Origin of the sequence: Acidipropionibacterium jensenii (assembly GCF_005890135.1) — a bacterium.
Lineage (GTDB): Bacteria > Actinomycetota > Actinomycetes > Propionibacteriales > Propionibacteriaceae > Acidipropionibacterium > Acidipropionibacterium jensenii.
In genome coordinates, this window is the sequence record NZ_CP040635.1 from 2,970,811 (window position 1) to 2,982,889 (window position 12,079).

The 12,079-nt window shown below is 69.6% G+C and carries 11 protein-coding genes; all 11 read right to left on the reverse strand.

Annotated features, from left to right (window positions below; genetic code table 11):
- Positions 1 to 142: 142 nt before the first annotated feature.
- Positions 143 to 2,731 (reverse strand): Rne/Rng family ribonuclease, encoded by a 2,589-nt coding sequence (locus FEZ32_RS13290; RefSeq protein ID WP_420809269.1) that lies wholly within the window; start codon positions 2,729 to 2,731, stop codon positions 143 to 145.
- A gap of 375 nt (positions 2,732 to 3,106) precedes the next feature.
- Entirely contained in the window at positions 3,107 to 4,747 is a 1,641-nt protein-coding gene (locus FEZ32_RS13295) for a glycoside hydrolase family 3 protein (RefSeq protein ID WP_138680788.1), read from the reverse strand.
- Complete coding sequence (gene ndk / locus FEZ32_RS13300; RefSeq protein ID WP_097799881.1) at positions 4,744 to 5,181, reverse strand: nucleoside-diphosphate kinase; 438 nt, start codon at positions 5,179 to 5,181, stop codon at positions 4,744 to 4,746. Before ndk ends, FEZ32_RS13295 begins: the two co-directional genes overlap by 4 nt.
- Positions 5,182 to 5,204: 23 nt before the next feature.
- Positions 5,205 to 5,528, reverse strand: coding sequence for a DUF4233 domain-containing protein (locus FEZ32_RS13305; RefSeq protein WP_084149364.1), 324 nt, complete (start codon positions 5,526 to 5,528; stop codon positions 5,205 to 5,207).
- Positions 5,529 to 5,566: 38 nt separating this feature from the next.
- Positions 5,567 to 7,030: a bifunctional folylpolyglutamate synthase/dihydrofolate synthase gene (locus tag FEZ32_RS13310; RefSeq protein ID WP_244937873.1), complete on the reverse strand. Its 1,464-nt coding sequence runs from the start codon at positions 7,028 to 7,030 to the stop codon at positions 5,567 to 5,569.
- Positions 7,027 to 7,383, reverse strand: coding sequence for an RNA polymerase-binding protein RbpA (locus FEZ32_RS13315; RefSeq protein WP_138680789.1), 357 nt, complete (start codon positions 7,381 to 7,383; stop codon positions 7,027 to 7,029). Before FEZ32_RS13315 ends, FEZ32_RS13310 begins: the two co-directional genes overlap by 4 nt.
- Positions 7,384 to 7,445: 62 nt before the next feature.
- A complete protein-coding gene (gene secG, locus FEZ32_RS13320) occupies positions 7,446 to 7,688 on the reverse strand; it encodes a preprotein translocase subunit SecG (RefSeq protein ID WP_051238293.1) in 243 nt (80 codons plus the stop codon).
- 111 nt (positions 7,689 to 7,799) lie between these two features.
- Positions 7,800 to 8,579 carry a triose-phosphate isomerase gene (tpiA, locus tag FEZ32_RS13325; RefSeq protein WP_138680790.1) on the reverse strand — a complete coding sequence of 260 codons (780 nt, stop codon included), beginning with the start codon at positions 8,577 to 8,579 and terminating at the stop codon, positions 7,800 to 7,802.
- Positions 8,579 to 9,787, reverse strand: coding sequence for a phosphoglycerate kinase (locus tag FEZ32_RS13330; RefSeq protein WP_138680791.1), 1,209 nt, complete (start codon positions 9,785 to 9,787; stop codon positions 8,579 to 8,581). Before FEZ32_RS13330 ends, tpiA begins: the two co-directional genes overlap by 1 nt.
- A 128-nt stretch (positions 9,788 to 9,915) precedes the next feature.
- Entirely contained in the window at positions 9,916 to 10,923 is a 1,008-nt protein-coding gene (gene gap / locus FEZ32_RS13335; RefSeq protein WP_028703078.1) for a type I glyceraldehyde-3-phosphate dehydrogenase, read from the reverse strand.
- Positions 10,924 to 11,071: 148 nt separating this feature from the next.
- Complete coding sequence (gene whiA / locus FEZ32_RS13340; protein ID WP_028703079.1) at positions 11,072 to 12,058, reverse strand: DNA-binding protein WhiA; 987 nt, start codon at positions 12,056 to 12,058, stop codon at positions 11,072 to 11,074.
- Between the last annotated feature and the right edge of the window lie 21 nt (positions 12,059 to 12,079).

Sequence of the window (12,079 nt, forward strand, 5' to 3'; positions counted from 1 at the left end):
AATGAAACGGAACCACGGGGGTTCCGACCGAAGTCTGACCGACTCTGGGGCGAGCTTGCACCAACAGGTCGGACCGGCCGCCAACTTTACCGTTGAACCCCTACGGGGTCAAAACGCTGCTGCCGACGGCCGGAGTCACACCTCAGTCCGACTTTCTGGAGCCGTGGCCCGAGTGCTTCGATCCCGACCGGGAGTGGTTCGAGCGACCCTTGTGGGCCGACCTCTCCCCGCCGTCGGCCGGAGCCTGCGAGTCCACAGGTTCGGTGAACCGATGATATCCCCGGCCGCCGCACTCCTTGCACTCCTCGGTGAAGGCCTCGGCCAGTCCGGTGCCGATCTTCTTACGGGTCATCTGCACCAGGCCCAGGGAGGTCACCTCGGAGACCTGGTGGCGGGTCCTGTCCCGTCCCAGGCACTCCACCAGCCGCCTCACCAGCAGCTCCCGGTTGACCGGAAGCACCATGTCGATGAAGTCGGTGACGATGATGCCGCCGATGTCGCGCAGCCTGAGCTGGCGGACGATCTCCTCGGCCGCCTCCAGGTTGTTGGCGGTGACGGTGGCCTCCAGGTTGCCGGCCGATCCGGTGAACTTGCCGGTGTTGACGTCGATGACCGTCATGGCCTCGGTGCGGTCGATCACCAGGGAGCCGCCGGAGGGCAGGAAGACCTTGCGCTCCAGGGCCTTGGCGATCTGCTCGTCGATCCGGTACTGGGCGAAGGGATCGCCCTGGGTCTCGGTGTCCCAGCGGGTCAGCCGGCCGCCCAGATCGGGGGCGACGTGGTCGATGTAGCCCTTGATGGTGTCGTAGGCGTCATCGGGCCCACCGGCACCGGCCACCACCAGTTCGGTGAAGTCGGCGGTGAACAGGTCGCGGATGATCCGCAGGGTCAGGTCGGGCTCGGTGTACAGCATCGCCGGGGCGTGGCTGCTCTTGGCCTTGCGCTCGATGACCTCCCACTGGGCCTTGAGGCGATTGATGTCGCGCTCCAGGTCCTCCTCGGAGGCGCCCTCGGCGGCGGTCCGCACGATCACGGAGGCGTCGGAGGGGATGTTGCTGTCGATGATCTTCTTCAGCCGCTTGCGCTCGGTGTCGGCGAGCTTGCGGGAGATCCCGGACAGCTGTCCGCCCGGGGAGTAGACGATGAAGCGACCGGGGATCGAGATGTGGCTGGTGAGCCTGGCGCCCTTCTGACCGACCGGGTCCTTGGACACCTGGACCAGCACCTGGTCGCCCGACTTCAGGGCGTGCTCAATGCGCCTGGGCTCGCCCTCCTTGCCGTACCTCGACCAGTCGACCTCGCCGGCGTACAGGACGGCGTTGCGGCCGCGACCGATGTCGACGAAGGCCGCCTCCATCGAGGGCAGCACGTTCTGCACCTTGCCGAGGTAGATGTTGCCGATCGAGGAGGCCGCCGAGGACCGGTCGACGTAGTGCTCGACCAGTGCCCCGTCCTCCAGGACCGCCAGCTGGGAGTAGTCCTCGGACTGGCGCACCACCATCCGGCGCTCGACCTGCTCGCGGCGGGCCAGGAACTCGGCCTCGGTGAGCACCGCGCTGCGGCGCCGGCCGGCGGCCCGGCCCTCGCGGCGGCGCTGCTTCTTGGCCTCCAGGCGGGTCGACCCCTCGATCCCGGTGACCTCGTCGGTCACCGAGTGGCGCGGGCGCGGCTCGCGGACCTTGACGACGACGTCGCTCGGGTCGTCGTCGGCACCGGTGGTGTCCTCCCCGCGGCGACGGCGACGACGGCGGCGACGACGGCTCGAGCCGGCCTCCTCCTCGCCGTTGCGGTCGTGGTCCTGCTTCTCGCGGTCCTCGTGCCGGTGGTTCTCGTGCTTGTCGTGCTGATCCTCGCCGTCGGACTCCTCGGAGTCCTCGCCGTGCTGGTCCTCGTGGTCCTCGGCGGCCTCACCGCGACGACGGCGGCGTCCTCCGCGACGACGACGGCGACGGGTGCCGCGGGACTCATCGGCGTCCTCGGACTCGCCGTGCTGGTCCTCGTGGTCCTCGTCGTGCTGGTCCTCGTGCTGATCGGGCGCGGAGCTCTCCCCGGCCCGGTCGGCGGGAGCCTGGCCGGTGGGGCCGTCCTGCTCGGCGGCCTCCTCGTGCTGCTCCGCGGGCTTCTGCTCGTTGTCGTTCGGCTCGTTGTCCCTCTGTGCACCGTCCTTCTGTGCACCGTCCTTCTGCTCAGGGGTCTTCTCGCCCGAACGGGTGCGACGACGACGGGTCCGCTTCGGGGCGGCCTCCTCGCCACCGATCTCGGCGGCCAGCGAGTCGAGGATGTCTGCGGTCGACCGGTTCGGGTCGGCGGAGGCGAAGGGGTTGGCGACCGCGGCGTCCAGAGCGTCGGTCCGGTCGGCGGCGTGCTCGGCGGCCTTCGACAGGGCCGCGTCGATGGCACCCTCATCGGCGCCGGTGTCCGCGGCGTCCTTGCGCGTCGCGGCGGTCCGCCTGGACCTCCTGGTGGGGGCCTCGGAGGCGGCACCGTCCTCGGCGCCGGCAGCAGCGGGAGCGCTCGCGGGGGCCTGAGAGCGGGTGGCGCGGCGGCGCGTGGTGCGGGCCGGCTTCTCGTCGGTCTTCTCAACGGCCTTCTCAGCGGCCGTGGCGACCGGCTTCTCGGCCGTCCTGGGGGCGGCCTTCTCGGCGGCCGGGGAACTGCTCGAGCGGGTGGCGCGACGACGACGTCCGACCGGGGGGCGGGGAAGGTCGGAGGTGTCTGTCGCGGAGGTGATGACGCTGCCGCCGGAGCCCGCGGCGCCGATCGTCAGGGCCGGGGCTGCCGGGCTGGCGGTGATCGCGGGGGTGGTGGGTGCCCCTGCCGGTCGCGACGCCGCCCTGTGGTGTCGCGATCTCGACTTCTCAGGTGTCGATTCCGAGGTGGTGCTGTCGTTGCTGTCCTGGACCATGTGGTCTCCTCCGCCTTGCGGCGTGTTCAGATGCACACGATCACCGGGAGGCCGCTCGCAATGTGGAGCGGCAGACATCCGGCCCGTTCCTGCGGAGTGTTCCGCACGTTCCGGTTCCCGGTGCGATGCAAAAGCTGGCGGTGAGCTCTGTCGCCGTCATCCCCCGCGGTCGCCGTGGCGTCGCGGTATGGATCTCCGACTTCAGAGGTTGGGGCGGTGCCCCGTCACCTGATGGTGATTATGCCACACCGAGAGATCCACCGGGGACATCCCGCACGGCGGCCGGTCATCAGTGAGAACCTTCACCACTGCTGCGGGCACCGTCTCGGCCGACGAGTACGCCGCCAGCTGAGTGACCTCAGCCGGCAGCTCCCAGAGGTCGTAGGGGGTTCCCACCGAGACCGTCAGCACCGCCGGGCAGGCCCGTGCCAGGTCGGCGACCAGCCGAGCCTGGTCCGATCCCGCTGCGACGTCATGGGTGAGGCAGACCACCAGATCGGCCCGATCGACCCTGGCGACCGGGGTGGCGCCGGCGACCTCCAGCGCGTCGCCGAGGGCTGACACCAGGTCGTGCTCCGGAGGCCGCCACCCGCAGACGTGGACCCGACGGCCGGCCAGATCGACCGGCAGCGCCACCCTCCCCCGGTGGACCAGGGTGATGGCGCGCCGCGCCAGATCGGCGGCGAGGTCCAGATGCTGCGGGGTGCCGACCGTCTGTCGCACCGTCTCCGGGTCGACCGGAACCGGGTCGAGCATCCCGCGGCGGGCCTTCATCCTCAGCACCCGCAGCACCTTGGCGTCGATCTGCCGCGGGTCGATCCGCCCGGACTCCACCGCCTCGACGATGGCGTCGCGGGCCCCCCGCGGGTCCGGCGGCATCAGGATGAGGTCGGCGCCGGCGGCCAGCGCCATCACCGGGACCTCGCGGTCCGAATGGCTCTGGCGCACCCCGGCCATCTCCAGCGAGTCGGTGATGATGACCCCCTGGAAGCCCAGCCGGGTGCGCAGCAGGTCGGTGAGGACCGCCCGGCTCAGGGTGGCCGGTTCGCCGCTGGGTTCCAGGGCGGGGAACCGGATGTGCGCGGTCATCACCATGTCGACCTCGGCCGCCACCGCCGCCTCGAAGGGGGGCAGGTCGGTGTGCTGCCACTCCTGCTGGGAGTGGTCGATGACCGGCAGTCCGGTGTGGGAGTCGGTGGCCGTGTCGCCGTGGCCGGGAAAGTGCTTGGCGCAGGCCGACACCCCGGCGTCCTGCTGATACCCCTCGACCTGGGCCACCACCATCTCGGCGACCCGGGCCGGATCGGCGCCGAAGGAGCGGACCCCGATGACCGGGTTCGCCGGGTTGACGTTGACGTCGGCGTCCGGGGCGAGGTCTGTGGTGATACCCACCGCCGCCAGCTCCCGGCCGGTGACCGCCGCGGCGGCGCGGGCGGCGTCCAGATCCCCGATCGCACCCAGCGGCATCGCCCCGGGGAAGGGGGTGGCGGGGCGCCCGAACCTGCTGGAGGGGCCCTGCTCCTGGTCGGTGGCGATCATCAGTCCGACTCCCGCCCCCGACCCGGTGGCCGCGGCCTGGAGACGGTTGGACAGTCTGGCGAGCTGCTCGGGGCCATCGGCGAAGGAGTCTGTCCAGCGGAAGTAGACCACCCCGCCCAGATGCAGGTCCTCGATCACCCGGGCCGCGGCGGCGGTGCCGTAGTGGTCGAGGTTGCCCGGGTGGGGCCGGTCCGGATCGGTGCCGTAGATCTCGCAGACCAGCAGCTGGCCAACCTTCTCGGCCAGGCTCATCCGGGCCAGGATCTGCTCGGGCCGGGGGTCACCGCCGGGGGACCGGCTCATGCGGTCTCGTCCGGCTCCTCGGCGAGCTGGGGGAACCACAGGGCGACCTCGCGGGCCGCCGACTCCGGGGAGTCCGAGGCGTGCACCAGGTTGCGACGGTAGTGCACCCCGAGATCCCCGCGGATGGTGCCGGGGACGGCCTCGGCGCAGTCGGTCTTCCCGTTCATGGCGCGGACCACCGGGATCGCCTTGCGACCCTCCAGGACCATCGCCACCAGCGGGCCGGAGGTGATGAACTCCACCAGGGGCTCGTAATAGGGACGTCCGATGTGTTCGGCGTAGTGCTGGGCGGCCATCTCGGCGTCGATCGTGCGCAGCTCCATGGCCCGCACCGTCAGCCCGCGCGCCTCGTACCTGCCGATGATCTCTCCGATGAGACGACGCTTCACTGCGTCTGGCTTGAGGAGGACGAGGACTCTCTGCTTGTCGCTCATGGCCACGACCATATCGCACCGGTTCAGTGGGTGTCGGGCGACCTTTTCTCGAGTCGGCGTCCCATCACGAAGCTCGCCACCCAGATCACCGCGAAGATCACCCCGACCAGGTACATCATCGGGGTGGCCAGTCCCAGCGCGATCCCCGCGACCTGGGTGAGCCAGGCCACCGGATAGCCCCAGCCGCGCCGCAGGCCGGCCGCCGCGACCAGTGCCAGCAGGGCGCACAGTCCGCCCAGCAGGGCGGCGGTGCCCGCCGGCACCGCCGACACCAGGATCATCCCGGGAATCGCCAGCCCGAAGACGACGACCTCGCTGATCAGGGTGGCCGCCAGCGGGGTGCGCATCGGATTACCGGGGGCCAGCCGGGCGAGGGAGGAGACCCTCACCAGGACTCCTCGTCGCCGTCGGTGGGATCCTCCTCGACGGGCTCGAGAACCTCCCCCTCCATGGCGGCGATCTGCTCCTCGGACAGCTGAGGGGTCTCCACCACCGCCTGCGGCCCGGCATGGACGTGATTGATCCCGTCGGGCACCAGGATGGCTCTGGCCTGGCCGGCCAGCACCGCCGACCCGCCGACGAGCACGCCGGCACCGGGGCCGGACATGTCGGCGATCCGGACCGCCTCCTCGAGGGCCTGGGAGACCGTCGGACAGGTCATCCGGTGGTCGGCGTCCCAGTACTTCGAGGCGATCTCGTCGAGTTCGGCCACCGGCAGTGCCCGGGGCAGCTCCGGCATGGTGGTGAGGACCACCCGGCCGACCGCCTCCGACATCTCCGAGAGCACCCCGTCGACGTCCTTGTCGCGCATCGCGGCGACGACGGCGACCAGCGGGTTCAGGTCGAAGGCCTCGGTGACCCCGGCCATCGCCGAGTGCGCACCGTGCGGGTTGTGGAAGGTGTCCAGCACGATGGTGGGGGTCCGCCGCACCACCTCGAGCCGGGCCGGGGCGACCACATCGGCCAGTCCCTGCTCGATGATCTCGGGGTTGAGCGGCTTGCCTCCCATGAAGGTCTCCACGGCGGCCACCGCCAGGGCGGCGTTGTGCGCCATGTGCTCGCCGAACAGCGGCAGGAAGAGCTCCCCCAGCGGGCCGCCGGCGGTCTGGATCCGGATCACCTGGCCGCCGACCGCGCCACGGCGGTCCAGCAGCCCGAAGTCCGGCCCCTCGAGGATCGGCTTGACCCCCACGTCGGCGCACTGGGCCAGCAGCACCTGGGCGGCCTCCGGCTTCTGGCCGGCGATCACCGCGCTGCTCACCGGCTTGATGATCCCCGCCTTCTCGCCGGCGATCTTGGCCAGCGTGTCACCGAGGATGTGCATGTGGTCCATCGCCACCGGGGCGACCACGGCGACCTGGGCGTCGACCACGTTGGTGGCGTCCCACCGGCCCCCCAGGCCCACCTCGACCACCGCGACGTCGACCGGGGTGTCGGCGAAGGTCGCGAAGGCCATCGCCGTCATCACCTCGAAGAAGGTCGGCTCGATGCCGTCGATGTGCTGCTCGTCGACCATTCGCACCATCGGTGCGATCTGCTCCCAGATCTCATCGAACCGTTCGACGCCGACCGGCTCGCCGTCGATGCAGATCCGCTCCCGCAGGTCCACCAGGTGCGGTGAGGTGTACCGACCCACCCACAGACCGGCGGCCCGCAGCAGGGAGTCGATCATGATCGCGGTGGACCCCTTGCCATTGGTCCCCGCGACCTGGATCACCGGGTAGGCCCGCTCGGGGTTGCCGAGCAGGTCCAGGATCGCCCTCTCGCGATCCAGCCCCGGGCCGATCCGGTGCTCGGGCCAGCGTGCCTGCAGTCCCTCGACGAGCGTGCGATGGTCCGTCGCTCTCAATAGATGACCTCGCCGTTGCGGCGACGCGCGCGCAGGCTGGCGAGTGCCTCGGCCAGTATGGCCGCGGCCTCGGCGTCGCTGCGACGCTCCTTCACATAGGCCAGGTGGGTCTTGTACGGGGTGATCTTCGGCGGCGCGGGCGGGTTCTCCCGGTCGCGATTGGCCGGCATCCCACACTTGGGGCACTCCCAGGTGTCGGGCACCGTGGCCTCCGCCGAGAACACCGGACGGACCACATGGTGGTTCGAGCAGTAGTACTGCACCACCTCGCGGGGTGCGGCCTCTCCGCGCTCGGCCTCACCAGCCGGCCCGGCACCTACTCTGCTGCCTCGGATAGCGCTTCCACCAGCCACGTCCCGGTCACTCTCCTATTGATGTCTGTTGCTGTCGTACTTGAAATGGTCCGGACGCCGACTCAGGCGTACCGGTACACGAACAGCAGGCCGATGATGCAGGCCAGCCACAGCAGGCCCATGATCACCGTCAGCCGGTCTAGATTGCGTTCCGCCACCGAGGTGCCGCCCATCGAGGTGGACACTCCCCCACCGAACAGGTCGGACAGGCCGCCACCCTTGCTCTTGTGCAGCAGCACAAACAGGGTCAGGATCACGCTGAACACGCACAGGATGATCGACAAGGTCATCACGGGCCATGTCATGAGGGGGGCTGAAATCACAACCGCTACCCTAACTCACAATGGCGAACAGAACACTGCGCCCCGGGTCGGTGACCCGGGGCGCAGCGGTTCGTCGAGGAGATCCTCAGGCGGTCACTTCTGGTAGAAGGTGACGATGTCGGCGAAGTCGCCGGCCTTGAGGGAGGCCCCTCCGACCAGCGCGCCGTCGACGTCGGACTTGCTCATGATCTCGACGACATTGCCCGGCTTGACGGAGCCGCCGTACTGGATCCGGACGGCCTCGGCGGTCGGGGCGTCGTAGAGCTTCTCGACGGCCTTGCGGATCGCGCCGCAGACCTCCTGGGCGTCGTCGGCGGTGGCGGTCTCGCCGGTGCCGATTGCCCAGATGGGCTCGTAGGCGATGACGAGCTTGGCGACATCGGCGGCGTCGATCCCGGCCAGCGCGCCCTCGATCTGAGCCACCGTGTGCTCGACGTGCTTGCCGGCCTTGCGGACCTCGAGGGCCTCGCCGCAGCAGATGATCGGGGTCATCCCGTACTCGATGACCTTCTTGGCCTTGGCGTTGACCAGCGCGTCGGACTCGGCGTGGTACTGGCGGCGCTCGGAGTGGCCGACGACGACGTAGGAGCACTTGAGTGCAGCCAGCATCGAGCCGGAGATCTCTCCGGTGTAGGCGCCGTCATCGTGGGCCGAGATGTCCTGGGCTCCCCAGGCGATCGGCAGCTTGTCGCCCTCGACCAGCACCTGGACGGTGCGGATGTCGGTGAACGGCGGGATGACGACGGCCTCGGCCTTGCTGGGGTCGTGGTCCTTGTCGGCCAGGGCTGCACCCAGGTCCTGGACCAGGCTCAGGCCGGCCAGGTGGTCCAGGTTCATCTTCCAGTTTCCGGCCAGAATCGGCTTGCGGGACATCAGTTGCTCTCCTTCAGGACTGCGATACCGGGAAGTTCTTTGCCCTCCATGAGCTCCAGGGAGGCGCCACCACCGGTGGAAATGTGGCCGAACTGGTCGTCGGCGAAACCGAGCGAGCGGACCGCGGAGGCGGAGTCCCCGCCACCGACGACCGACAGGCCCTTGACCTCGGTGAGGGCCTGCGCGACGGCGCGGGTGCCCTCCTCCAGGCCCTTGATCTCGAAGACCCCCATCGGGCCGTTCCAGAACACCGAGGCGGCCGAGCGGATGGCATCGGCGTAGAGCTTCTCGCTCTTGGGGCCGATGTCCAGGCCCATCTTGCCGGCGGGCATCTGGTCGGCGTCGACGACGTCGATCTCGCCGACGGTGTGCGCGCCGAAGTCCACGGATTCGGAGACGCGGACGTCCACCGGCAGCAGGATCGACTTGCCGGCGGCCTTGGCCTGGGCGAGGTAGCCCTTGACGGCCTCGAGGGAGTCGTCGTCGACAAGCGAGGTGCCGACCTCGTGGCCCTGGGCCTTGATGAAGGTGAAGGCCATTCCGCCGCCGATCACCAGGGTGTCGGCGACCTTGAGCAGGTTGTCGATGACGGCCAGCTTGTCGGCGACCTTGGCGCCGCCGAGAACGACGACGAAGGGGCGCTTCGGGTCGGCGGTCAGGCCCTCGAGGACCTTGACCTCCTTGGCGACCAGGGATCCGGCGGCGCTCGGCAGAAGCTTGGCGACGTCGTAGACCGACGCCTGCTTGCGGTGCACGACGCCGAATCCGTTGGAGACGTAGAAGTCGCCGAAGGAGGCGTACTTCTTGGCCAGCTCGGTGCGCTCGGCCTCGTCCTTGGAGGTCTCGCCCTTCTCGAAGCGGACATTCTCCACCAGGGCGATCTCGCCGTCCTTGAGGGAGGCGGAGGTCTGCTGGGCCGAGGGGCCGACGACGTCGGTGGCGAGCTTGATGTCGAGACCCATCAGCTCACCGAGACGCTTGGCCACCGGGGCCAGCGAGAACGTGGGGTCCACCGCGCCCTTCGGGCGTCCGAGGTGGGCCAGCACCGTGGTGCGCGCACCGGCCTGGTGCAGCTGCTCCAAGGTGGGCAGGGCGGCCTTGATGCGGCCGTCGTCGGTGATGGTCTGGCCATCCAGCGGGACGTTGAAATCGCAGCGGATGACGACCCGCTTGCCTGACAGGTCGCCGAGGTCTTCAACTGACTTCATGGACGATCCTTTCTGTGCTTCCGTAATGGTTCGGTACACGTGTGATGGCGGCGGACGCGAACGACGGCCCCGCGCCCCGCGAGGGGCACGGGGCCGTCGTGCATGTCACGCCGAAGGGCTCAACGCGCTCAGGCCAGCTTGCTGGCGACGAGCTGGGTGAGGTTGACGAGACGGTTGGAGTAGCCCCACTCGTTGTCGTACCAGGACAGCACCTTGACGAGCTTGCCGATGACCTTGGTCTCGGTGGCGTCGAAAATGCTGGAGTGCGAGTCGTGGACGATGTCGGAGGAGACGATCGGGTCCTCGGTGTAGGCCAGGATGCCCTTGAGCGGGCCCTCGGCGGCCTTCTTCACCGCAGCCTGGACGGACTCGACGGTGACCTCCTTGGAGGCCTCGAAGGTGAGGTCGGTGAGGGAGCCGGTCGGGGTCGGCACGCGAACGGCCAGACCGTCGAACTTGCCCTTGAGGGCCGGGATCACCAGGGCGACAGCCTGAGCGGCACCGGTCTTGGTCGGGATCATGTTCAGGGCGGCGGCGCGGGCGCGACGCAGATCCTTGTGGGGGGCGTCCAGAAGCTTCTGGTCGCCGGTGTAGGAGTGGATCGTGGTCATGATGCCGCGCTCGATGCCGAACTCGTCGTTGAGCACCTTGGCCAGCGGAGCCAGGCAGTTGGTGGTGCAGGACGCGTTCGAGATGATGTTGTCGGTGGCGTTGTCGTAGTCGGCGTCGTTGACGCCCATCACGAAGGTGCCGTCGACATTCTTGCCGGGAGCGGAGATGACGACCTTCTTGGCGCCACCGTCGAGGTGGGCCTTGGCCTTGGTGCCATCGGTGAAGAAGCCGGTGGACTCGACGACGATCTCGACGCCCAGCTCGCCCCAGGGGAGCTCGGCGGGGTCGCGGTGGGCCAGCACCTTGATGTGCTTGCCGTCGACGATGATGCCCGCCTCGTCGTAGGACACCTCACCGGGGAAGCGGCCCAGCAGCGAGTCGTACTTGAGCAGGTGAGCCAGGGTCTTGTTGTCGGTCAGGTCGTTGACGGCGACGACGTCCAGATCCGCCTTCTGCTCGAGCAGTGCGCGGAAGAAGTTGCGGCCAATGCGACCAAACCCGTTGATACCAACCTTGACGGTCATTCAGGGATCTCCTACAGGTGAGATGTGTGCCCCGCGGGGCACGCGGACACCCCTAAGGATAGCCAAAACTTCTCAGAAAGGCGCACGGAGGGTTGCCTTTTTCACGTTCGTTCAGCAGGACCGCGGTTGAGCCCCTGAAATGACCAGCTCAGGAGTGCTCGTCGCGGATCTCGGCGGGCAGGCTCTCCAGGGTGGTGGGGATCCCCCGGGCCCTGGCCGCCTTGTCCGCGGTGGCGAGCAGCCGGCGGATCCGTCCGGCGACGGCGTCCTTGGTGAGCGGCGGGACGTGCAGCCGGCCGAGCTCCTCCAGACTCGCGTTGCCGTTGTCCAGGCGCAGCCTGCCGGCCTCCAGCAGATGGTCGGGGACGTCGTCGCCGAGGATCTCCAGTGCCCGGCGCACCCGGGCGCTGGCGGTGACCGCCGCCCTGGCCGAGCGTCGCAGGTTGGCGTCGTCGAAGTTCGCCAGCCGGTTGGCCGAGGCGCGCACCTCGCGGCGCAATCGCCGGTCCTCCCAGGCCAGCAGGGACTCGTGGGCCCCCATCCGGGTGAGCATCGCGGCGATCGCGTCCCCGTCGCGGATCACCACCCGCTCGACGTGGCGGGCCTGGCGGGACTTCACCGGGATGTCCAACCGCCGGGCGGCCCCGACCAGGGCCATCGCGGACTCCGAGCCGGGAGCGGTGATCTCCATCGCCATCGACCGTCCCGGTTCGGTGAGCGAGCCGCGTGCCAGGAAGGCGCCCCGCCAGGCCGCCGCCTGGCAGCACTGGCCGCCCCCCACCACCGCGGTCGGCAGACCGCGGACCGGCCGGCCGTGCCTGTCGATGAGGCCGGTGAGTCGGGCCAGATCACCGCCGCCGCGGGCCAGTCTCAGCACGTAGCGGGTGTTCTGGTGGATCCCGGAACCGCGCACCACCACCACGTCGGGGTCCAGGCTGTAGATCTCCTGGATGGCCTGGCGCAGCCGGCGGGCCGCCCCGCCGCTGTCCAGCTCAGCCTCGATGACGATGTGTCCGCTCACCAGGTGGACCCCACCGGCGAAGCGCAGAGTCGTCGCGATCTCCGAGCGCCGGCAGCACATCTTGGGCACCACGACGGTCGACAGTTCCGACTTCACGCGAGCGGTGAGAGCCATCTGGTGAGTCCTTTCCGGGGG